General features: G+C 38.7%; 18 protein-coding genes. 8 read left to right on the top strand and 10 right to left on the bottom strand.

What is annotated here, in order from left to right; translation table 11 throughout:
• Positions 1-7: 7 nt before the first annotated feature.
• The 7 genes from BMY50_RS07300 to BMY50_RS07270 all read right to left on the bottom strand — a co-directional run bounded on the left by BMY50_RS07300 (position 8) and on the right by BMY50_RS07270 (position 13,304).
• Entirely contained in the window at positions 8-3,526 is a 3,519-nt protein-coding gene (locus BMY50_RS07300; RefSeq protein WP_093321208.1) for a response regulator, read from the bottom strand.
• A 122-nt stretch (positions 3,527-3,648) separates the two neighbouring features.
• Positions 3,649-5,907, bottom strand: coding sequence for a DUF4838 domain-containing protein (locus BMY50_RS07295; protein ID WP_162276552.1), 2,259 nt, complete (start codon positions 5,905-5,907; stop codon positions 3,649-3,651).
• Positions 5,908-5,920: 13 nt separating this feature from the next.
• The gene (locus BMY50_RS07290) at positions 5,921-8,785 is read right to left on the bottom strand and encodes a tetratricopeptide repeat protein (protein ID WP_093321201.1); all 2,865 of its coding nucleotides are present in this window, start codon (positions 8,783-8,785) and stop codon (positions 5,921-5,923) included.
• 33 nt (positions 8,786-8,818) lie between these two features.
• Positions 8,819-10,327 carry a glycosyltransferase family 2 protein gene (locus BMY50_RS07285; protein ID WP_093321197.1) on the bottom strand — a complete coding sequence of 503 codons (1,509 nt, stop codon included), beginning with the start codon at positions 10,325-10,327 and terminating at the stop codon, positions 8,819-8,821.
• A gap of 1 nt (position 10,328) precedes the next feature.
• Positions 10,329-11,768, bottom strand: coding sequence for a glycosyltransferase family 2 protein (locus BMY50_RS07280; protein ID WP_093321193.1), 1,440 nt, complete (start codon positions 11,766-11,768; stop codon positions 10,329-10,331).
• A gap of 1 nt (position 11,769) precedes the next feature.
• Positions 11,770-12,891, bottom strand: a complete 1,122-nt coding sequence (locus BMY50_RS07275; RefSeq protein WP_139202228.1) for a HEAT repeat domain-containing protein — start codon at positions 12,889-12,891, stop codon at positions 11,770-11,772.
• A 26-nt stretch (positions 12,892-12,917) separates the two neighbouring features.
• On the bottom strand, positions 12,918-13,304 hold the full coding sequence (locus BMY50_RS07270) for a response regulator transcription factor (RefSeq protein ID WP_093321185.1): 387 nt from the start codon (positions 13,302-13,304) through the stop codon (positions 12,918-12,920).
• A gap of 381 nt (positions 13,305-13,685) precedes the next feature.
• Here BMY50_RS07270 and BMY50_RS07260 point away from each other — a divergent pair, with 381 nt between their 5' ends.
• From BMY50_RS07260 to BMY50_RS28720, 4 genes are all read left to right on the top strand, one after another.
• The gene (locus tag BMY50_RS07260) at positions 13,686-13,880 is read left to right on the top strand and encodes a hypothetical protein (RefSeq protein ID WP_093321178.1); all 195 of its coding nucleotides are present in this window, start codon (positions 13,686-13,688) and stop codon (positions 13,878-13,880) included.
• Positions 13,881-13,932: 52 nt separating this feature from the next.
• Positions 13,933-14,427, top strand: coding sequence for an RNA polymerase sigma factor (locus tag BMY50_RS07255; RefSeq protein WP_093321175.1), 495 nt, complete (start codon positions 13,933-13,935; stop codon positions 14,425-14,427).
• Positions 14,417-14,977, top strand: coding sequence for a hypothetical protein (locus BMY50_RS07250; RefSeq protein ID WP_093321171.1), 561 nt, complete (start codon positions 14,417-14,419; stop codon positions 14,975-14,977). The genes BMY50_RS07255 and BMY50_RS07250 overlap by 11 nt, the downstream gene beginning before the upstream one ends.
• 137 nt (positions 14,978-15,114) lie before the next feature.
• Entirely contained in the window at positions 15,115-15,315 is a 201-nt protein-coding gene (locus tag BMY50_RS28720) for an endonuclease/exonuclease/phosphatase family protein (RefSeq protein WP_377533743.1), read from the top strand.
• 73 nt (positions 15,316-15,388) lie between these two features.
• Here BMY50_RS28720 and BMY50_RS07240 read toward each other — a convergent pair whose 3' ends face one another.
• The 3 genes from BMY50_RS07240 to BMY50_RS07230 form a co-directional block, all read right to left on the bottom strand.
• The gene (locus BMY50_RS07240) at positions 15,389-16,111 is read right to left on the bottom strand and encodes a LytR/AlgR family response regulator transcription factor (RefSeq protein ID WP_093321166.1); all 723 of its coding nucleotides are present in this window, start codon (positions 16,109-16,111) and stop codon (positions 15,389-15,391) included.
• Positions 16,111-16,767, bottom strand: coding sequence for a sensor histidine kinase (locus BMY50_RS28305; RefSeq protein ID WP_202907761.1), 657 nt, complete (start codon positions 16,765-16,767; stop codon positions 16,111-16,113). The genes BMY50_RS07240 and BMY50_RS28305 overlap by 1 nt, the downstream gene beginning before the upstream one ends.
• Positions 16,768-17,321: 554 nt before the next feature.
• Entirely contained in the window at positions 17,322-17,765 is a 444-nt protein-coding gene (locus BMY50_RS07230; protein ID WP_093321159.1) for a winged helix-turn-helix transcriptional regulator, read from the bottom strand.
• 93 nt (positions 17,766-17,858) lie between these two features.
• Here BMY50_RS07230 and BMY50_RS07225 point away from each other — a divergent pair, with 93 nt between their 5' ends.
• The 4 genes from BMY50_RS07225 (at position 17,859) to BMY50_RS07210 (ending at position 23,219) form a co-directional block, all read left to right on the top strand.
• On the top strand, positions 17,859-18,602 hold the full coding sequence (locus tag BMY50_RS07225; RefSeq protein WP_093321155.1) for an SDR family oxidoreductase: 744 nt from the start codon (positions 17,859-17,861) through the stop codon (positions 18,600-18,602).
• Between the two features lie 502 nt (positions 18,603-19,104).
• Complete coding sequence (locus BMY50_RS07220) at positions 19,105-21,480, top strand: TonB-dependent receptor (protein ID WP_093321151.1); 2,376 nt, start codon at positions 19,105-19,107, stop codon at positions 21,478-21,480.
• Positions 21,481-21,511: 31 nt separating this feature from the next.
• Positions 21,512-22,333 (top strand): DUF4249 family protein, encoded by an 822-nt coding sequence (locus BMY50_RS07215; protein ID WP_093321147.1) that lies wholly within the window; start codon positions 21,512-21,514, stop codon positions 22,331-22,333.
• Positions 22,334-22,469: 136 nt separating this feature from the next.
• Complete coding sequence (locus BMY50_RS07210; protein WP_093321143.1) at positions 22,470-23,219, top strand: phosphatase PAP2 family protein; 750 nt, start codon at positions 22,470-22,472, stop codon at positions 23,217-23,219.
• Positions 23,220-23,273 lie beyond the last annotated feature (54 nt).

Below are 23,273 nucleotides of genomic sequence, written 5' to 3'. Positions count from 1 at the left end.
TTCCTATTTAGCTAAATTTACGTTTAAAAAACGCATTAATCACTTGTATTTCATGTTGGATTTGGCTTACCAACATATTTGCATTCACCTCCTCTAAACTATTTGATTTCTCTAACTTATTGGCTAATTCTGTCAACACAATTAAACCCGCGGCACTTGCTGTTCCTGAAAGTTTATGTCCTAACTGATTAAGAGAAAGTAGATCTAACTCCTTTCCTTCCTGAAGTTTTTGACTCGCTTTTTCCAATTCGGAGATGGTAACTTTTATGAGTTCTCGGGCAAATTGTTCGTCCCCATCAGCATACTCTTCAATTTTTTTGCTGTTAAAATGCATTTGTTCATCTATATCCTCCTCATTTTTTGGCGCTAACCACTTTTTGATTTTCGATTCTATATCTTTTTCAACAATAGGCTTGGCAATAAAATCATTAAAACCAGCGGCTAGACACTTTTCCCTTTCTCCCTTCACATTGCCCGCGGTAAGGGCTATAATAATCACATCATTGCCGTAAGGTAGCAGTCGAATACGGCGTGCTGCTTCCAAGCCATTGAGCTCAGGCATTTGGATATCCATAAAGATAAGATCTGGCATCTGCGCTCTACATGCTTCGACGGCCAGTAAACCATTCTCTGCCTTGGAAATGCGAATCTTAGGTGCAACTCTCGTAATAATTGTACTGGTTAGCAACATATTTACCGTATTGTCTTCAGCAATCAATACCTCAAAAGAAGAAGTGACGATATCTGATGTTGAACTATCGATACCAAATACCTCAACGTTACCGATGTTATGTATTTTTTTTAGTGCTTCATACATGTCTCTCGAATTAATCGGCTTTGTTAAATGGCTTACCGCTAAGTCTTTCGTCTCTCTGATAATTGTACCATCTTCAGATGAACTATGTAGCAAAATAATGGGCACTTGAAAATTTTCACTAATAGTGTTTTGCCGTATTTTCCGGATCACCTCCAATCCGTCTATGATAGGCATATGGTAATCTATAATCAATAAATCATAGCTTTTACCGTCATATAACTTTTGCAAGGCATCAAAACCATTGTTTACCGATTCAACATCGATTTGTTTTGATGATAGCATTCTTTTCAATATCATTCGGTTGTGTTCATTATCGTCCACAACTAAAACAGATTGGATGTCTACCAAATCTCCATTATGCGCTGGATCGCCATCTTCGTACGAAAGTTCGAGATCGAAATAAAATGTACTACCAAATCCCACATCGCTTTTTAAAGCTAATGTGCTTCCCATCAATCCTAGTAGCTTATTGGAAATTGTTAATCCCAAACCGGTTCCACCATATTTCTTACTAATTGTGCTATCCTCTTGTGCAAAGGCTTCAAAAATCTTCTGCTGTTTATCAGGTTGAATTCCGATTCCCGTATCGGTTACGAAGAATCTTAGTGTTAATTTATTTTCTTGCGAACTTCTTTCGATTTCTTCTATTTTAAGTTCAATTTCTCCTGCTTCGGTGAATTTGATGGCATTTCCTAATAAATTAATCAATATCTGTTTTAGCCTTGCGTCATCAGCCCATATGAAACGAGGAAGATAAGGAGAGATATCAAGAAGTAACTCCAAGCCTTTCTTTTGTGCTTGGTAAGTGATTACATTAGTAACCTGTTCGCCTAAATCAAATAAGTCGACCTTCTCTATATTCAACTCAAGTTTACCCGCTTCTATTTTAGAGAAATCCAAGATATCATTTATGATTGCCAAAAGCGAAATTGCAGAGTCATTTACAATTGCGAGATACTCTTTCTGTGTTTCATTTAAAGCTGTTTTTAATATAAGATCTGTGAAACCTATAACGCCGTTGAGAGGTGTTCTAATCTCATGGCTCATATTTGCTAAAAATTCAGATTTGGCTTTACTAGCCTGTTCTGCCAAGAGTTTTGCTTTTTTTAATTCCTGGTTCTTTTCATGACTTTCCGTAATGTCTTGAAAGGCACCGTACACACGTTTGCAAACACCATCAACTATTTCAGGTTGACCATAGCTTCTGACCCATATTAACCGCCCTTTTGCTGTAAGCAACTGTAATTCGAGATCATAAGGTATTCCCTTTGTAATGGCGTCTTGAAAAGCCTCTTGAATAACTTCCCGACTTTCATCTTCGTAAAAAGCTAAAGCTTTTTGAGTGTTTGGCTCATAATCTGCAGGTACTTCATGAATGCGCTTGGTAACATCCGACCATATTGTCCGATTATTAACCAAATCGACCTCCCAGCCACCTACTTTTGAAACGAGGTTGGTCTGCTCTAACATTTCCTTTGTTTTTTTTAGATCCCGTTCCAACTTTAAACGTTCGGTCATATCAATTGCATTACCGATTACATAGTCGTTTCCGTCTGCATCTTGCTCTAAAACATTGTTATATAGCCAAAATAAAGGATCTCCATTTTTGTGAAGTGTTTTCATTAAACCTGAATCCTTTCGGTTTTCTTTGATTTTTTTTAGATAATTTTGCAAAAATTCATGATGGTAAGAAGGAACCAAGTCGAATAACGACATGCCTAGAATTTCACTCTTTTCGTAGCCTAATATGGCTGCACCTGCTTGGTTAACTGATAAAAAATTTCCCGATAGGTCGTGCGTGCACATAAGCCCTTGGGAATTTTCAAAAAAAGAACGAAGTTTATTTTCGCTTATCTCAAGTTCCTGATTTTTGATCGTTTCTACAGTAATATCCCGGCCGACAACAAATACTTGATTTTCAATGCTGTTAGGATTTACTGACCATTGAATAGTTCTGTGATTACCATCCTTCGTCAATAGACGATTCGTAAAATGGATTGTCGACTTTCCTAAACTCCTGCTCCCGAGTTCTTCTTCCGTTTTTTTCAGATCTTCCTGGTAAACAAATTCCAAAATGTTCCGTTCTAATAAATCTTCCTCTTTCCATCCTAAAAGATTTCGAAAAGCTGGGTTTACCATTTTTATTGTTCCGTCTAACATAACGGAACTAATAAGATCTTTGGATATGACAAATAGCTTGGCAAAATATTTGGCCTCTTGCGTGTGTTTTCTTTCTAAAATTAAAGTAACTACATTTTTAGCTAAAAGCTCCAATAATCGCTTTTGTTTTCTGTTAAGTTTTTTAGGCTGTTTGTCAATAACGCATAACGCTCCCAATGCGTAACCATTAGGATCTATTAAAGGAAATCCCGCATAAAAGGAAAGCTGAGAACCGTCCGTCAAATCCCGATTGCCCAAAAATCGCACATCTTTCGACAAATCCGTAACTTCAAAAATTTTATCACCTAAAATGGTATACTGACATACCGAATCACTTCTGTGTGTCTCGGTAATATCAATTCCTTTTTTAGCTTTTATCCACTGTCGGTTTTCGTCAATAAGAGATATAAGTGAAATGGAGGTATCACATATTAAGCTTGCCGCTTCGGTAATGTTATTAAATTCATCCTCTTCCAAAGAGTCAAGTATACCATAATTTCTCAGGGCTTGTACACGTTCTTTCTCATTTTTAGGAACTGGATGGTTCATCTTAAATTTGATTTTATTTGATCAAAAATACAACAAATAAAGACTTCTTTAGTTCATTAATTAAATACATTATACATATATGCACAAACAATTACGCAGTAATTCTCTTTCTTTTCACACTATTATTTTAAGGTTATTTCATCCAAGGCGATAAGTGGTTTTCTCGTACGTGCACCCGAAAACCAGTTCGGGAGCTCGTTTGGGCATTTCAGTATTAATCTCATGTATTTCATCTCACTGGAAATTTGAAATGTAAGTTCTTTTTGCTGTACCTTAGTGCCTTCTGTATAGTTTTCTTCTAATGATTGCTCTTTTAGCGTTTGAAAATTTTTGCCATCGCGTGAGGCTTGAATAAGCACTTGTAAAGGCGAAAATATATAGTGGCGGGGATCTATAAGGTAATTAAACCGCAGCGATATTGATTGGTTTGCTAGCAAGGGCAACTTAATGATTGCATCGGCATCAAGCCCTTCAAATAACAACCAGTTATAACTAAAATCGGTATTGCCTACTAAACCGTCTGTTAATGTTTGCGGTCCGTTTGCAGGATAATCAAGCACATAATCACCTTTTAATTCTACTTGCTGCCCTAGTAAAAGAGACGGTAAATAGGGATTGGCAAATATCTCCTGCCATTCAGCGGCATATGCATCTGGTGATGCCCCGCCTTCTGCTAACTCTTGTACTCCATGTTCTTTAGCTTGGAAAACGAAATGCTTTATACGAGCTGGCCAATTTGTTTTTACCTGATAGGCGCTACCGAGCTTTTCTAAGTAACCATGTGGATATACGCCGAAACTTCGCGACTGTTGCAAAACAGCATATTCAAGGCTTAAGCGAACGGCCTCCACACGCTTTGAAAATAAGGGACTGCCTTCTACTGATGCCTCAGCCTCATCCAATAGCTCACTATAGCGTTCAATCCATTGTGGACTAAGATAGTTAGTCCTACTTAATATCGGACTGCCATAAATATCCAAAATAGCGTGGCTTTCATCGCGCGCCTTCAACAACATATTTAGGTAAGCGTCTATAAAGGAAGCAGCTTTTCCGTAGTAACCATTTAGAAAGTCTTTGCGGATAGCAAAGGGGTCTGCTTTTGGATTCCAAAGTAATTTTGCTTGTAAATAAGAAACCAGAGGCGCCATATCTGAAAAAGTAGAACCACCACCTTGTTCAAATACTCCTTTTACACCATGAGCGGATAGATACTGCATATTCTCTTGGTAGGTATCATACATTGGAAAAGGATTTAGGTAAGCGGTAAACTGCGTAGTATAATCCCAAATAAATAAATTATCGGTACAGCCAGCCCAATCTTGCAATTGTTTCCTAAAGGCAGCAGATTTTGGTTCCGACGAGAGGGGGAGCTGCCGATTGGCGTCGATCGTACTCAGCTGAATGAAAACGTTTTTAGCTGGTTTAGTTTTGCGGGGTGCGTTGGCTGTATATCCGTATGCCAAGGTGGTAAATTGCTGCGCAGGAAACTCTTTTGCTATAGCGTTTACAAAACGGATCAGAGAACCCTGCGGGCCACCTTCTTCTGCATCTGCTTTGCTGCATAGTGAACAGGTACAATAACCTGCCCCGTCCATAGGAGCGATAGACCAATAGCTAGCGTCTGGATTAGCCGCTATTTTTTCTTTAAACCAAGCGATTGTTAATTGTAAAACGGCCGCGTTGCTTAGGCACAGCTGAGTGGCCTGGCGTTTTCCATTCACCGACGCATAATATTCGGGGTGCGCCTTAAAATAGGTTTCGGGCGGGAGAAATTTAAAAAAGGAATGCCCCCAAACGCCCCACAGATCTTCAAATCGGTGTAATTTGTGCCAATCCAAATATTCAGCATTGGTAGACGTTGGATAAAAAGATTCTCTATATATAAAGGGGGATTCAAACAGCTCGTGCAAATGATCCGGCAAAACTAAATCGCTTCGCTTTTTAAAGCTTACAGGGCCGGCATCGTATTTGCGGACACCGAAATGGGTTTCAAGGAGGCTATACACGCCATAAAGAACGCTCTTCCCCTTATGTCCGACAATGTATACATTTGGCGCCTCGGTTAGCAAAGCGTGACCTTCCCCGGCTAAGGTGATCGTTTCGAGATCGCCTTTTTTATCAAGGGCAGCTTGTCCGATCCAGATATGTGTTTTCTTAGCAGATGTGGCTCCTGTTACAATCGGAATACGTGTACCTGTTATTAACTCGACATGCCGCTGCAGCACATGCGCTGCTTGCTCTTCGCGTGCAGTGGCATAGCTAGTCAGGATAATCTCACTCGTTGCCACACCTTTGATAACAACAGGGAGTGATGCGGAAGAACAGGCGGAAATACTGACAAGCAGTAAACAGAGAATGAAACTTGTTCTATAGGTCGTCATATGCATGCATGTCTTAAAATTTACGCATCAAGGTAAAATAGATATCATGTTGGTTTTGATAAATATCGTCCCCTATTTTTTGGGTAATCCAAGTGGCATTGATTCCTACAGTAGTGCGATAGGCAAATGTTTTATTAAAACCTGCCCCCACAAAGCGTGTAAGAAGCCCTTGCAGATTCGGGAATAATACCAATCGGCTTCGGTCATCAGGTGAAGTACCTAATCCTAAATTTACTGAAAAATAATCCTGCCGTCTGTTCATGTAGTACCGAGATCCTAGGTTAAAAGAGCTATTAGTATTTTCTTGGTCAAAAATAGCATAACCGCGCAGGTTAAACCAAAAATCGCCTATTGTTTTACCAACGGAAGCAACGCCAGAGAATGCGGAATAGTTACTATCTGCCTTTAAATAACGAACTCCAAGTTCAACTTCCCACTCTTTTTTTAGGTTTTTGAACAAAGAATACCCTAACCGCCATTCTGGAAACACAAGCTTACTAGCATAGGCTGCAGTGGCATAGGAATACAGACTTTTATTGTGGTTATAATATAATTCCAACTCGCCTTGTAATCCTGTGCCCTGTTTTCGTCCGGCATAATTTATACGGGTTGCCCATGATCCATGTTTAGTAAACCGGCGGTACTCAATAGTAGCTATATCGTAATTCTCATCAGAATAATCGTAAGAGCTCTTTAGAAAAAATAGGCCAAATTGATTTTTAAGGGTTTTGCTTTTTAAATAATCGGCATAGGACCTGTTAACCAAGGTGGGTGCCTGCATAAAAGCTGAATCCGCAGCAGCTGACGCGGCAGCGAAGTTAGCTTGCCCTTCTAATGCTTGGGCCTTTCTCAGCATAAATACTCCCAACTCGGGATGGGCCGCCACGCCTCGTTCGGCAAAAGTAAGTGCTTGGGAATAATCTTTTTGCTCTAGGTAGTAATCAGTCAGGCTACGCAAAGCGGTTGAATCCTTTGGAGCATAGCTAAGCAATTTTTGATAAATCGCGATAGCACTATCTAGTTCTCCTTCCTTTTTATAAGCAGACGCAGCAAGGTACTGATTTTCCAAATAGCTCGTTAGGTAGTTCTTTGTATAGGGATATCGCCGAATTAATTGTTCTGTAATGGCGTTGGCTTCTTGATACCGTTTCATCTGCGTCAACACGGCCGATTTCTTTAGTAAAATACCTTTATCGTCGGGAAAAGCTTGTAATGCTTGATCTGCAAAAAACAAGGCACTGTCCACTTGATTTATCCCACTGTATAGGTTGACGAGGTAATCCAACGCATCACGATTATTGGCTTGCACTTGCAAAACGTTACGCAAGGGACCCACTGCGAGCTGAAACTCCTCTTGTTGCATAAAATCTCTGCCGATGGCCAAGTTTTGATCGAGCCACGCCTGCTTAATCTCTTCATTTGTTGGTTCAGCTTCCAGCAACTGATGCAAAATAGATAGCCCTTCATCATATTGCTTCGTCTCTATAAGTAGTACGCCTTCCTGCAAACGCAGACGATTGCTGGGTGCTACCTGATTCAGTGTGCGGATAGCGTTGATCGCAAGGTTAATTCTTTTTTGCAAAGCATAAATATTAATCTGCGTGCGCAATAAATCTGGATCTTGCGGATTCAACACCAACCCTGCTGACACTTCGTCCAGTGCTTCTGGATATTGCTGTTGCGCAATATACTCACGGGCACTCGCATTCTTAAGATAAACCACGCGCTCTTTCCAGTCGTCTGTCCGACGTTGTTGGTATAACTGCTGCGCAAGCGCAGCCGCCTCCGTAAAACGTTGTGTATATTCCAGTAAATCTACTTTCTGTGCAAGCAGCTCAAAAGCATTAGGATTTCGTCGCAATCCTTTGTTCACCCAGCTCAGGCCCTCGCGGTAAGCCCCTCTGCTTAAACTCCAAGCAATTAATTTACGAAGGGTCTCAATATCATTAGGATTTTTATCTAATAACGAAATATATAAGGAATAAGGATCTGTTTGCGCATAGAACGTCGCCGCCTCCTTACGCAATTCCACCTCAAGGCCGTTTACTTTAGTATCACTTGGAAAAAGTCTATGAAGCTGTTGCCAAATAGTTAATGCTTCAGCATAGTGATAGGTTTCGCGGAGAATATTCAATTTCTCCAGCAACAAACTATAGTCGCCCGGCTTACTTTCCAGCGCTGCTTCAATCTGCTGCAATCGATCGTTTATATTTTCCGAGCCTTTGTTGATACTCTTCAACAATTCACGGGCATCATGATGACCTGGATCAATAGCCAACGCTTTGTTTAAGTCTTGTAGTGCACGTTGTTCCAGATTTTCTCTTCTATAGTGTTGCGCACTTTGCACATAGTGTGCCGTATAGGCATCCTTTACCCTTTGGTTATCTGGATATTTTCGCAGCAGGTTCTCCGCATAATCTTCAGCTCGAATATACTTCTGCGATTCGTCCAAGATGCTCAATCGCTTTACCATAAAATCAATATCATTGGGAAATTGCTGGATAGCCTGGTTTGCAATAGACTCAGCTGCTGCCAGCTGGCGACTGTTCAGTTCGATATTGATTCCGTACAGGTAGGCATCTCGATATTCAGGATGCTCTCGAATTATTTCTCTCACCAAAGGTCTCGCCTTAACACCTTGTTTGTTCAGTATATAGCTACGAACTAGGAGTAGTTTTACGTCGGCATCATTTTTCCTTTCGCTAAAAGCGTGTTCAGCATATTCCACCGCCTTTGGATAGTTTCCTTTTTTAAGCGCTTGCTGGGCGCGGGTCATCCAGGTATCTGCTTGATCCTTTCTCTCGAACAATTGTGCCTGTGTTTCCCTTATAAAAGAACTGAGGAATAGAATGACGAAATATAATTTTACGACTTTCATGTTTAAAAATTTATCCGATGATTGACGTTATGTTTATTTGGTTACTGCCATGGCGGGTTTCTTTTTTCCAAAACCTTGCCGCTGCATATTTCCCCAAGAGTGTTTTTTTCCCGTTGCGAAGTTGAAGTATCCTTTTAAGGCAAAAAACACTATTAAAGGGTGATATATCAAAGGTTCCAGGAAAGCCATCAGGCACAGTCCTACAACCTCTTTCCAAGTCTTATAATAACGAAAAGTTATTTGATCCCACAGAACTGCTAAACTGCTGATCATCACAGAAAAGAGATAGGCAAACACTAGAAGTAGCACAGCATAAGGCCAATTAACGCTACCGGAAAGGATAAGATAGATATAATAAAAAACACCGAGTGTTTCAATAATTGGGGCCAAAAACTCAAAAAAGAGATTATAAGGCATCACAATCATACCAAGCTTCCGATATTTTGGCCTAAAAATAAGCCTGCCATGAATACTCATAATTTCGGCCAATCCTCTTCCCCAACGCGTACGCTGACGTCCAAAAACCTTTAAAGTAGCTGGCCCTTCCGTCCAACACAGCGTAACAGGAATGTATCGGATTGCGTATTTCATTTTATTCTCGATCATGTAAGCGCACATACGGGTAATAATATCCATGTCTTCCGCAAAGGATTTGGCATCATAACCACCCGCTTTAACAGCTATCTCCCGATCGAAAAGCCCTAAACCACCTGATACATTTGGCACAGCATTCATCGCGCTCCATCCCATTTTACCGAGCACATAGGCACGGATATACTCCATCTCCTGAAAGCGCGGAAGCAGTTGTCTTGGCGGTCTCATACGTGTGATTACGCCTTCTTCTACCTCACAGGAGTTACCTAAACGTAGCGTAGCACCCGAGGCGATAACACGTACATTATCTTCAATCACATGCACGTAACCACATTCCGGACATGGTTCTCCAACCTCCTTTATTTTTTTCTCTTCTTCTTCCAGAAATGGTTTGATCAACTGTATCAGCGTATTGCGATCGAGCAGGCAATCAACATCTGTACATAAGAAATAATTATAGGTGGAGGCATTTATACCGGCATTGGAAGCATCAGCCTTGCTCTTTCCATTCACCTTATCAACTACTATTAGATTGCCGTATACAGCTTTCCGAGATTTAAAAATCCGTTTGACGGGCTGTGTTACGATCTGTTCGTCATAGGCGAAATCCACTTCTTGCATTTCAAATTCAACGATGAGCTGCTCGAGAGTATTATCTGTACTTCCGTCGTTCACGATCACAACTTCAAACTTGGGATAATTGAGTGTAAGCAGCGAACGCACATTACTGATAATTGAGAGCCCCTCGTTAAACGCTGGTGCCACAACAGAAATACCCGGAAGTAATTCTGAGCCGAGAACTTTATCGTAATCCATATAGTCATTTCTGCGTTTAAATTTGCGCACGCCCTGTAAGGCCATATAGGCAAGCAAAGTATATATACACAAGAGCGTACAACCGTAAATGAATACTATATGTTCGGTTATATGACTGATTTCTTGAATCATTTTATATTTTTTTTGTGCCCATCCCTTGTCTTTGCATATTACCCCAGCTTTGCTTTTTTCCTCCCAAGAATTGTAGATAGCCTTTTATCGAAAAAATAACAGTTAAGGGATGGTAGATGAAAAACTCCATCAGCGGAGTAGTGCAAAGAAGTAACACTTCCTTCCAAGTTTTATAATATCGAAAAGCTAATTGATCTGTGAGAATAGCGAAGGTGGTAATCATCACCGCATATGTGTATACAAATATTAGTAAAATAACAGCATAAGGCCAATTGACTACCCCGGTGAGTGCCATAAAAAGGTAAATCAGGATACCAATAAATTCAATAAGTGGCGCACATAGTTCGAACAAGAAATTATAAGGCATCACAACCATTCCCATGGTTTTATATTTCGGCCGCAACACCATGCTAAAGTGTGTATACATAAGTTGGGCAAGCCCTCTAGCCCAACGCGTTCGTTGCCGCATAAACACCTTGATCGTTGCGGGTCCTTCTGTCCAACATAGGGTTTTGGGCAAATAATGAATAACATAATCGATCCCATTATCAAGGGAAAATCGACACATGCGAATCATAAGTTCCATGTCTTCACCGAACGACTGGTGATCATAACCTCCTGCACTTACGGCCACCTCCTTATCAAAAAGTCCTAAGCCACCTGAAACGTTGGGTACACTGTTTAATACAGACCATCCCATTTTTCCCATCACAAAGGCTCTGATATATTCAACTTCCTGAAAACGAGCCAATAGTTGACGGGGAGGACGCATGCGTATCATTACTCCATGATCAAAATCGCAAGAATTGCCTAATCGTAAGGTAGCTCCTACAGCGATGACTCGCTTTTTCTCCTCTTGCAAAACTGGCTTTATTAGTTCTAACAAGGTGTCTTTATGCAGCACGCAATCGACATCAGTACATACAAAATGGGCGTAATTGGCGGCATTGATGCCTGCATTTACTGCATCGGCCTTGCTTTTGCCATTTACCTTATCAATAACCGTCAACTTTGAATAGGCAGGGTTCTTCGATTTATAAACTCCCTTAACGGGCTGGGTGATAATGCGTTCATTATAAGCGTAATCGATTAATAGAAGATCAAACTCTTCCTCCATTTGTAAAAGTGTCGTATCTTCGCTGCCATCGTTAATGATAATTACCTCGTAATTTGGATAATTCAGGGTAAGCAAGGATCGCACGTTCATGATAATCGTTAGACCTTCATTATATGCCGGCGCTAAGACGGTAATACCAGGTGTAAGCGAAGAGGCAACTAAGTCATTCAGGCTTTGCAGATCATCCAATCGTTTATAACGTTTTACCGCTATCAAGGAAAAAAAAGCCAATAGGGCGTAAATCAGCAAAAGGGTCAGTCCATATGCAAAAACAGCTCCTTCGAAAAATTGCGCAAACACTTCCCTAATACTTACTTTCTCCATATTAAAATTTGATTAGCGGATCCATGCAATGTTTCAAAATCATGAGACTTTCCTTCGTCGCATTGTTCATGAGCTCTTTAATCAATACATCTTCCTTAGATAAAATATTTATTAAGGAGCGAGCTGCATGTTTACGTAGGTTAAAATCGTTGGAATGTAGAAACTCTCGTTTCAAAAACTCTTTTGCCTGCTGATTTCTAAAACGGCCAAGGGCTTTCAAAATTTCAGTTTGACAAATGATCGGCTGGTTATGATACATATGCAGCAATTGGTCTGCTACCTCATCTACATCCATCTTGCCCAATGCATTAATGGCGTTGGCTCTTAAAAAATGATCTTTGTTGTCTAAAAGGCGTATAACAGCGGGTACCGCCTCTAACTGCATATAATGCACAACAAGTTTTAGACAGAACGACACAACCGACTTATTGGAACTGTAGGTAATCCACCGTGCGAAGTTTGGCATCGAGAAATTTTCCGAACTCGTTATCACGCGGAAAAGCTCTACCTGATCCCATTGTAATAATGGCTCGGTAACTACATCGAAAAACTTAAATGGATCATTTTTGCTCAGTTTAATATAGGCCAGTCTAGCAGCAGAACGGAGATGATGATTATGACTGTTAGTAAGTGGCAGGAGTGTTACGTCCGGAATCACAATCTCCATTTCTACAAGTATATATAGCGCCTTTGCTTTTTTATACCATTTTCTCGAGCGGAGCATTTTTAAACACACGCTATCCAGTTCTAGTTGGATAAAGAGCGAACGGATAGCATTTCCTATATTGCCACGGACGTTCTTTCTGTAGTTTACCAGTCTCGCTATCAACAAGTGTTTTGCCCAGCCTGGATTCAGTTCTTTTATATCAAAAGACTTAGCTAGCTCAACCATCTCTACTTTTGGTATTTCCGTATTAATCTGCGGATGCAATAACACTTTCTCAAGTAAGAGATTATCGACAAGCGGAATCGTGTTATCTGCTCTTTTTTGTCCCACATAACCCTTCAATCGATAAATGAGCATTGAAATATAGGCCAGCAAGGTTGAAAAAACCGCAACCCCAATGAGAATCGAAGCTATTTCGATGGCAAAAGGTCCATCCGGTAAAGAAAGTTTAAACATAGGCAGCATGTTTAGCATAATACAGTTTAGACAAGCTTTGGGCTGTTTAGCAAACGCTTCACCCGTAAAACGAGCTCACCTGCCATAATAGGTTTTTTAACATAGTCGGAAGCACCCATTGTAAAACCATCTAGAATCATCTGTTCATTACTTAAATTGCTCACAATAATAACCGGAATTCCACCATTACCCGTCTGCCGGGCAACGTTAAGTATTTCAAATCCATTGGCATGCGGCATCATTAAATCAGTAATTATTAAGTCGAACTTATTTTCAACATCTTGCAATGCTTCCAAGCCCTCTTTTCCGTTACTCTTCACGGTAACTGTATAGCCCTCTTTGGATAAAATAAAATGCATGACCTTCTGCATCAGTTCATCATCTTCAATAACAAGAATGTGATAGCTATTCATAAATGAGAGAATAATATTCCTAATAGTTTATTTGATAACGGGAAAATAAAGGTAATTGTTTAGCGTTTATGCACAAATTATCTCAAATTTACACGTAAAAATATACAATACCAAATTTTGAATAACGTAGTTACTTTTAAAAAAATAGGCTTATTCCACATACTATTTGCTTTAAAATCGATCCGCAGCGCATGAGCGGCGCCGATTTTGGAACGCAAAAACTTTTGCCCCCTCATCAGAATTGATGATTCATCGCTCTCATGTCGAATGGGTAAAAACCACAGAGGTAGGTTTTTTTTATCATGGATGAGGTATAAATTTTTTTCCATAATCTGTAAGATTCGCTTCATAAAATGCAACTAACCTTCAAAAATTAGCAGTATGAAAGCCCTACTCATTATTTTTCTTTTCGCAATAAGCGGATGCGGCCGCGAATCTTCTCCAGAAGGCAGGTCAATTATTAGAGACAAACAGATCGTCGAACAGCTTGACGCGTTGAAACAGCAGAACCGCCTATTTCTTGACAGCGTTGGTATCCTTACTAAAAGAATAGAAAAGCTAGAAAGGAGGAGATGAACGAGAAACAGTCGCAATAGTATTTATAACTTAGCGGAACCCATCCAACAGTATGAACGAAGACCAATTTTTACAGATCGTTTCAGTCCATCAGGGAATCATTCATAAGGTCTGCCGATTATATCGGGACACGCCGACTGATCGGGAAGATCTATTCCAGGAAATAGTTTTTCAGCTATGGCGTTCGATTGATGATTTCAGGGGGCAGTCAAAAACCAGCACATTTATCTATCGCATTGCTCTTAATACCGCTATTGCAGCATTTCGGAATAATCGGAAAAAAAATGTGATAAGCTATGTGGATCAAGTGCCAGAAATGCCGCCCGCAAATGAGGACTGTGCGTTAGCCGATTGTAAAGATCGGTTGATGGCTGCAATTAAAATGTTGGACGAAGGAGATCGTGCGATTATAGCTTTAGTCCTCGATGAGTATAGCTACCGGGAGATAGGAGATATCATAGGGATAACAGAGAACAATGTTGGCGTGAAGGTTTCCCGGATAAAAAATAAAATCAGATTATTATTAACCAACAGTCATGAGAATTGAAGAAATGAAAAGCCTTTGGACCGGACAGCCCATCGGGGTAAAGCAAAAAGAGGAATTGGCAGGAATGCTTACAGAAAGATCTCATCCAATCCTTAAAGGGATCAGAAAGCAGCTGTTACTGGAAATTAGCGCATGGCTAATTGTCCTATGTGTATACTACAGTATGTTTGACGGTGAAAAGCGACCTTTGGCCATTAATATGATATTTATAATCTGCATACTGCAAGCAATTGCTTTTAATTTCACAGGATATTTGGCTGCAAAAAATCTTGTACACGGCGACAATATAATCACTTCAATAGCAGTATATCTAGAGAAACTCAAGCGGTTCAAATGGGGTTCCTTATGCTCCAGAATAATCTTCATGGTTGGAATGTTGTTTTTTTTCTTTTACGGAGTGGATATGGCCGTTTTTAGAACATTATCTCTTGTATTTATCGGTATTGCGTTTGTATTTCAACTCTGGTTACTTCAAAGACAATGGTCCCAAAGAATCAAAAATCTTGTTGCGTTAAAATCCGAACTGATGAATGCTAATGGTGAAAGGTGATTTGTTGCTTTCCTACAAGTGATATATACTTTTCGTTCGCTAACAGTAATAATTCACCATGTTTATAGAGAAAACGCCAATCTTCTGAGATTAGCGTTTCCAAATTCCTTCTTCCATGAGAAAGATGATCTTTCTATTTGGCTTTTTCTTTTTCAAACTTTTGGGACTACCTCTGGAATGCCTATGGCCACAATTCCGGTCTTCGGTTGGATCATATTTTGCTGAACCCGACGATTGCGCCACGATTGATCGAGGTTGGTATTGACCGAAATGTCAAAGGGTGGGAAAAGAGCAGCGATCATGCACCCGTGTGGATTAGCTTGAAAGCGGATTTCTAAGGTAGAGTTTGAAAAATAGGGGACGGGTTGAGCACTTCCAGGAGACCCATTAAAATCGGAAGGACCCTTTTTATTACTTATTCAAAATCTTTTTGGTTACAAATTCATTAAAAAAGAAATCCCTGTATATATTGCCAATCGGTATTTCATTTTTTCCTATATACACTGTATTGTTATCTACAGAATCTATTTTATTTACATTGATGATGTATGATTTGCTGACTCTGACAAAGAAACTTTTCGGAAGCAAATCATGGATGGTTTTAATATTCATTAGGGTAACCACTTTTTGATTTTCTAAGTAAATAATAACATAATCTTTTAACCCTTCGATATAAAGTATATCACTAAAATGCACTTTGAACATTCTGCGGTCTGCCCTTACAAAAATATAATCATCGGTTATATTTTCTATGTTGCTGTTTGAATAATCAGTATGGAATAATTTACAATACGTCTGCGCTTTTTCAACCGCTTTTTGAAAGCGCTCTAATTTTACAGGTTTGATCAAATAGTCAATAGCGTCGACTTCATAACTCTCGGAAGCAAATTCATGAAAAGCGGTAGTAAACACCACTAAAGTTTTTTTAGGAATAGTTCTGGCAAATTCAACTCCATTCACTCCTGGCATTTGAATATCAAGAAATACTAAATCAACAGCATTTTTTGCCAGAAATTCTCTTGTAGCATCTGCTCCGTTAAATAAAGCTATAGATTCTAAATTTTCTGTCTCATTAACCAGTTTTTGAATTGCTTTCCTTGCTAATGGTTCATCATCTACTATTATGCAGTTCATTATAATTTTAAAATTAAGGTAACGCAGTACGTTTCCGAATTGTCTTCTATTTTCAAATCATGTGAAGAAGGGAACAGGAGTTCTAATCTTCTTTTAATATTGGCCAGGCCTAATCCCCCAGATTTATTAACTGCTTTTACAGCGGGTTTCGAGTTTATGCATTTGAAATAAAGCTCAGTATGGCGAACTTCGAAAAACAAATTTACATAGGATAATTTCGCTGAGTCATTATTGTGTTTTACAGCATTTTCGACAAATGAGATAAATAATAAGGGAGGGGCCTGCACACCGCTCAACTCACCTTCTTTGGATATTAAAAAATTAAAATTATCCCGTCTAACTTTTTCCAGGTTTAAAAAATCTTCTAAAAAATGGATTTCTGAAGTTAATAAAACCTTATCTCTCGAGCTATCATAAAGCTGATAACGAAGTAGATCACTTAGTTTCATCAAAACCTGTGAAGCTTTTTTAGGATCATCTTCAATTAAAACATTAGCGTTGTTGAGCATATTAAAAAGGAAATGCGGATTGATCTGATTCTTGAGCTGTTCCAGCTCAGCATTAGTTTTTGCCAAGTCCAGATCATGAATGAGTTGAGCATTGGATATCCACTGCTGGAATAATTTAACTGCTGCCGATGCAATAATAAGCATCATAATCATAAACGAAAAGGTGAAAAAGTTAATACTATCATCCTCGTAAGGCAGTAAACTAGGTTTGAAACACCAAGAAAAAACTTCATGAATGTAAAACGAAAGAATCATGCTCGAAAGCACAAAAAGTCCATAGCTCAGGTATTTTTTTCTAAACAAAAATTTAGGCACAAAAAAATACATATTACTGTAGGCTAGTAAGATAATCTGAAAAAAAACAACGACTCGATTATAGGTCTCGAAAGGCTCTACATAGTCCGGTGGACTGTAATACAAAACAACAATACAAAATGCGATTAATAACAAATGACGTTGAAATCGGTATTTTTCTGAAATGATTAACTGAAGCATCCAATTGGCATCCATAGTTTTCTGAGTAAGATTTTATTCATAAGCCTATTTTAGATTCGAGCAAATGTACCAACCGGCTAAGTATATATATATATTTAATATACAAAAGCACATGAATAATATACCAAAATATGATTTAAATATGGTTAACCTTTTCTAAGAGTTAAAAATGACGTACTGAATGATGACAAGTCGTATTGACTTCACTAAAAAGCGTTGATTCGGTTTTCTGTATGAGAATGTCGCTGGCTTCTTAATTTATCCTGAAGCTCAATAATTACTTTCTTTTTATTCTTTTTAATTCCTTCAAGCAGTGATTTGGGACCGCCGTCAGGGTTGTACCTGGAGCCCCAGTTAAGAATCTCCACCATAAACGGCACCAGTTCGATTCCCTTGTCAGTTAGCAGATACAGGAATTTGGAAGCATTTTTCGGGGAGGTTACTTTAGAAACAATCCCTTCATTTAATAGTGTATTGAGCTTTTCCGTAAGTACAGCTGAAGATATTTTCTCGTCCGATGCCCGAAACTCCAGGAAGGAATTTTTCCCATTAAACATTAAATCCCGTAAGAGCAACAGCATCCATTTATCGCCGAAAATTTCCACCGAATAATTGATTGGGCATGTTGATCTTCTTTCAATTGTTTTCATTATGTCAAATTTAAAAGTAGTTTGTTTTTAAAACTACTTTTCTATACGTTTGTAGTTCAAAAAACAGACTACAAAAATAGCTAAAATTTAATTATGGACTTTACAAATAAAAACGTCGTTATTACAGGTGGAACTACAGGTATAGGCCTGGCAACAGCAAAAGCATTTATCACTGCAGGGGCAAATGTTTGGATTACAGGCAGAAATACCGAAAATTTACAAAAAGCAAATGCTGAAATAAACAACCCGAAATTATTTACGGTGGTTTCAGACACTTCAAAACTCGATGGCATTGCGATTCTGGAAAAAGCAGTTGCAGAAAGTGGAAACAAATTAGATGTTCTCTTCCTGAATGCGGGAATTGGAACATTTGAGCCAATAGAAAAAGTAACCGAAGCAAATTTTGATGCACAATTTAACACCAACGTCAAGGGGCATTTCTTTACGTTGCAAAAATTACTTCCTCATCTGGCTGATGGAGCGGTAGTACTGTTCACATCTTCAACTGCTGCCACTGCGGCAAACGTGGGGGCCATTGTTTATTCTGCAACTAAAGGAGCATTGAATAAAATTGCCCAAATTGCAGCAAATGAACTGGCTGGAAGAAAAATCCGCGTCAATATTGTTAGTCCGGGACCTATAGATACGCCAGGCTTAGATACGGTAGTACCTGCTGAAGCAAAAGGATTTTTGGCTGGCGCTACAGCGCTGCAAAGGCTTGGTGATCCTAATGAAATCGCGAAAACAGTCTTGTTCCTGGCTTCTGATGACGCAAGTTTCATTACAGGAACGGAGATCATTGCGGATGGCGGTTACCTTAATTACGCACTAAAATAATCTTTGATCATATCATCACCGCATCCAATAACTAATTTTTCATCGCGTCATGCTTGTCTTATGATTCGTAACTAGAAAAGGAGTTCGGCTTTCGAACTCCTTTTCTAGTTACGAAGTAAGATACATGCAAATGCAGTGGCAACATTGGTTGGAAAACCCTGTTAACTCCCCAAAATTTACAGATGAACACCTCCACCTTGACATATTTGATGTGTAAGGGTACTCTTGTTTTCATTGAGCATCAATAATTAGGTTCAAATCCACGAAAAAGCATTTTTCATTGGTCAGGAAAAACGTTTTGAACAGATGTGATTTCAATTAGCAATTTTTTGTTTTAAAAACCCAGCTTCTTTCACTGAAATCTTAGTGTGCACTTTATTTTACTATATGCAAAAGCTGCTTTAATATATTATGTAAGGCATTTTGTATATATAAAATATGCGGGTTCAGCAAAAATATACTTTAGCCAATAATTGTAACATTTAACTCAAAATATTAATAAATGAAAAGTAGAATCCTATTCTTGCTAGTACTCTTTTTTGCTTATGCAGGCCATGCATATTCGCAGGAAAAAGTTACCCTCAGCGGCACAATATCTAATAAATCCAATACCGAAACATTGATTGGCGTGACTGTTTACATTCCAGAAGCGAAAGTCGGCATTACTACCAATTCTTATGGATTTTATACCACCACAGTGCCAAAAGGGACTTACACCATTATCATAAGTCACGTAGGTTTTGACAATGTAGAAGAAACGATCACGCTGACCGAAAACACAAGAAGGAACTTTGAGATGACTGAAAACAGTAAAAGATTGGATGAAGTTGTAGTTAAAAGCAATTCAACAAGAGACAACATCCGAAAACCTGAAATGAGTACCAATAGACTGTCTATTGCTACGATAAAAAAGATGCCGGCCGTTTTGGGTGAAGTAGATGTGTTAAAATCGATCTTACAGCTCCCCGGGGTTACGAATGCTCAGGAAGGTGCATCGGGATTTAATGTTAGGGGAGGTTCCGTTGATGGAAACCTAGTACTGCTTGATGAAGCCGTTGTTTATAATACCTCGCACTTATTCGGGTTCTTTTCTGTTTTTAATTCTGATGTAATCAAAGATTTAAAACTTTACAAAGGAGGAATTCCAGCTAATTTCGGAGGACGTATATCATCAGTACTGGATATTTATCAAAAAGAAGGAAACAACAAGGAGTATCATGTTAACGCGGGTATCGGATTAGTCTCAAGCCGATTGCTTGTTGAAGGTCCTATCGTTAAAGATAAAAGTTCTTTTTTGGTTGCAGGAAGAGGTTCTTACGCACATCTTTTTTTGAAAATGGCGAATGATCCAAATTCAGCCTATTTCTACGATTTGAACACCAAGCTGAATTACAAATTCAATGAGAAAAATAATGTTTTTCTATCAGGATATTTTGGTAATGACAACCTGAATTTTAATAACAGTTTTATAAACACCTACGGTAACAAACTTTTTAACCTTAGATGGAACCATATATTTTCAGACAAGATCTTCTCTAATGCATCTGCCATTTATAGTGACTATGATTACCAGATCAAAGTAAAATCTGCTGGTCTAGACTGGAAAGCAGAGGTTAAAAATTACAATTTTAAATATGATTTTAAACATTATGTTTCAAATAACCTGACGTTAAATTATGGCGTAAATTCAATTTACTACAACTTTAATCCCGGAACAATCAGGGCGTTTGGAGCAAGTTCAGGTGTAAATCCAGACCAGTTGGCCAAAAAATATGCTTTTGAAAATGCCGCCTATATCAGTGCTGAACAAAACCTTTCTGACAAATTATCGCTCAATTATGGACTTCGATACAGTAATTTTCAAAGATTAGGCGCGCAGGAAGTATACACCTATGCTAATAATCAACCGGTTGTTTACAATAAGGAGCTTCATATTTATGAAGAGGCTACCCCAACAGGAACAATAAACTATTCGAAAAATAAAAAGATAGCCAGTTTTGACAACCTGGAACCAAGGCTTGCCATAGCTTATTCGCTTAACAATGACCAATCCATCAAGGCCAGCTACAATAGAATGAGCCAATATGTTCATCTAATTTCCAACACGGCTTCTGCAAGCCCGCTTGATATATGGGCGCCTTCTGACCAATACCTTAAACCGGAAATTTTAGATCAGGTAGCACTGGGGTACTTTCACAATTTTAAAGACGGTAAATATTCTTTGGAAACTGAAACTTTCTATAAAAAAGTAAAAAACAAGGCGGATTATATTGACGGCGCAGATTTATTGGGAATCGATGCTGTAGAAAGCGTGCTTTTAAACGGAGAAGGAAGAGCGTATGGTCTGGAAATGATGTTGAAAAAAAATACAGGAAAGTTGACTGGCTGGATATCATATACGCTTTCTAAAGCACAACAAAGAACACCAGGCAGAAATGCAGATGAACCGGGTATAAACAACGGAGAATGGTACAGGGCAAATTATGACAAATTACACAATTTATCTGTCACGGGCGCCTATGCTGTAAGTCCGAAATGGTCTTTTGGGGCTATTTTAACCTTCCAGAGCGGCAAAGCAGCAACATTTCCTGATGGAAAATACCAATACCAGGGCGTTAACGTTGCGAGTTACGGCGAAAGAAATGGGAATTCTTTAGCTGCGTACCACCGTATAGATGTATCTGCAACTTATACGCCTAAACCCGATAAGAAAAAAGGATGGCAGGGTGAATGGAATTTCAGTATCTACAATCTTTACAACAGAAACAATGCAGCATCGTACTCTTTCAGACAGAATGAAGATACAGGAACAAGTGAGACGAGAAGAGTATCCATTTTTGGTATTATCCCTAGTGTAACCTACAACGTAAAATTTTAAAAGCAACTCACTTATTTATAAAAAGATAAAAATGAAACTACTACAAAAATTTATAATTCTATCCGTTACACTGTTTGTGACAGGATGCGAGAAAGCTATTAATGTGCCTCTTAAGACGGCATCGCCAAGATTGGTTATAGATGCGTCTATAGATTGGGTTAAAAACACAGCGGGCAATGAACAAAAGATCGTATTGTCGACAACAACAGGTTATTACAGTCCCGAATTCCCGAGCGTTTCGGGAGCAGTAGTTACTGTAACAAATGCATCAAATACCGTCTTTAATTTTGTTGAAACTTCCGAAACGGGGCAATATGTTTGTCACAATTTCCTTCCTGTTATCGGCCAGACTTATAACTTAAAAATTGTATTAAACGGCGAAATCTATACTGCAACAGAAACATTTACCCCTGTTCCAAAAATTGAAGATAATATTGATCAGAACGACAAAGGAGGTGAAGTCGGTGATGAAATTGAAGTAACATTTTACTATAAGGATAATGCAAGTCAGGCAAATTCTTATCTAAACAGTATTACCCAGCCGCACTCGCCGTTCCCCGAGCTTGAAGTTGAAGACGATGAACACACGAATGGTAATTTAATCCAGGAATCCTTTTCGCATGAAAAGTTAAAAGCTGGGGATCGGGTAGACTTTAAACTGTACGGAATTTCGAAAAGTTATTACAATTACATGTTCAAATTAATATTGGCCACTGGCAATGATGGCAACCCTTTCCCTACAATACCAAGTTCAGTCCGCGGTAATATTATCAATCAGACCAATAACAACAATTACGCCTTTGGATATTTCAGGTTGGCAGAAGTGGCAACTAAAAGCTATACGATTAAATAATAAAATTTTCTACGTGAGGTAAAAACCGGATTTATTCTCTTCATCAAATTCCGGTTACTCAATTTTTCTTGAGCAATTGAAGTGATGCCATAAAGTATATAGAAACAACATTTTTCGTGTGTAATTGAATAAATAAATGAATAAAATAATAATTGTGCTTTTTCTATTTTTATCCGTTTTAGAGGTTAACGGACAAAACGCTTCAATTGACTCAGCAAAAAACAGTGAAAATATTCAATTCAAATACAAATCGCTCATAATTCCATCCCTTTTAATCGGATATGGAGTTGTTGGTCTTACAAGCCCTACTTTAAAAGATATTAATACCAGTGCAAAAAATGATTTTAGAGGGTATGATGATAAGAAATTAAACATCGACGATTTTTCTCAGTACAGTCCGTTTTTATCTGTATATGCCTTAAATGCGGTCGGCATACAAGGAAAAAATAATTTTAAAGATAGAACCATTGTTTTGGGAACGGCATATATCATTATGGGTGGCTCTGTAAGCATCCTAAAAAAGACTACAAAAGTTACCAGACCAGACGGCTCATCCTCAACCTCGTTTCCTTCGGGGCATACAGCTACGGCTTTTATGGGTGCCGAATTTTTATATCAAGAATATAAAGATGTATCTGTTTGGTATGGCATTACCGGTTATATGGTCGCTGCTGGCACCGGTCTTTTTAGAATATACAACGAAAAGCATTGGCTTACCGATGTTGTCACAGGTGCGGGAATTGGAATTTTAAGTACCAAGATTGCTTATTGGATTCATCCATTAATCAAGAAAGCAATTTTCAAAGAAAAAGATAACACAAATGGAATTGTGATGCCTTTTTATAATGGACGAGCATGTGGATTGGGATTTTCAATGACATTCTGAAAAGAGAACCTACGGATGAACAGTTAAGACTATACACAGAACTTTACGTTAGAA

It is taken from the genome of Olivibacter domesticus (genome assembly GCF_900109575.1).
GTDB lineage: Bacteria > Bacteroidota > Bacteroidia > Sphingobacteriales > Sphingobacteriaceae > Olivibacter > Olivibacter domesticus.
This window is presented reverse-complemented; position numbering and strand designations above follow the sequence as displayed.

Coding starts and splice junctions, on each gene's coding strand:
- BMY50_RS07300 (WP_093321208.1), bottom strand. CDS start 3,526: ATGAACCATCCAGTTCCTAAAAATGAGAAAGAACGTGTACAAGCCCTG.
- BMY50_RS07295 (WP_162276552.1), bottom strand. CDS start 5,907: ATGACGACCTATAGAACAAGTTTCATTCTCTGTTTACTGCTTGTCAGT.
- BMY50_RS07290 (WP_093321201.1), bottom strand. CDS start 8,785: ATGAAAGTCGTAAAATTATATTTCGTCATTCTATTCCTCAGTTCTTTT.
- BMY50_RS07285 (WP_093321197.1), bottom strand. CDS start 10,327: ATGATTCAAGAAATCAGTCATATAACCGAACATATAGTATTCATTTAC.
- BMY50_RS07280 (WP_093321193.1), bottom strand. CDS start 11,768: ATGGAGAAAGTAAGTATTAGGGAAGTGTTTGCGCAATTTTTCGAAGGA.
- BMY50_RS07275 (WP_139202228.1), bottom strand. CDS start 12,891: ATGTTTAAACTTTCTTTACCGGATGGACCTTTTGCCATCGAAATAGCT.
- BMY50_RS07270 (WP_093321185.1), bottom strand. CDS start 13,304: ATGAATAGCTATCACATTCTTGTTATTGAAGATGATGAACTGATGCAG.
- BMY50_RS07260 (WP_093321178.1), top strand. CDS start 13,686: ATGAAAGCCCTACTCATTATTTTTCTTTTCGCAATAAGCGGATGCGGC.
- BMY50_RS07255 (WP_093321175.1), top strand. CDS start 13,933: ATGAACGAAGACCAATTTTTACAGATCGTTTCAGTCCATCAGGGAATC.
- BMY50_RS07250 (WP_093321171.1), top strand. CDS start 14,417: ATGAGAATTGAAGAAATGAAAAGCCTTTGGACCGGACAGCCCATCGGG.
- BMY50_RS07240 (WP_093321166.1), bottom strand. CDS start 16,111: ATGAACTGCATAATAGTAGATGATGAACCATTAGCAAGGAAAGCAATT.
- BMY50_RS28305 (WP_202907761.1), bottom strand. CDS start 16,767: ATGATGCTTATTATTGCATCGGCAGCAGTTAAATTATTCCAGCAGTGG.
- BMY50_RS07230 (WP_093321159.1), bottom strand. CDS start 17,765: ATGAAAACAATTGAAAGAAGATCAACATGCCCAATCAATTATTCGGTG.
- BMY50_RS07225 (WP_093321155.1), top strand. CDS start 17,859: ATGGACTTTACAAATAAAAACGTCGTTATTACAGGTGGAACTACAGGT.
- BMY50_RS07220 (WP_093321151.1), top strand. CDS start 19,105: ATGAAAAGTAGAATCCTATTCTTGCTAGTACTCTTTTTTGCTTATGCA.
- BMY50_RS07215 (WP_093321147.1), top strand. CDS start 21,512: ATGAAACTACTACAAAAATTTATAATTCTATCCGTTACACTGTTTGTG.
- BMY50_RS07210 (WP_093321143.1), top strand. CDS start 22,470: ATGAATAAAATAATAATTGTGCTTTTTCTATTTTTATCCGTTTTAGAG.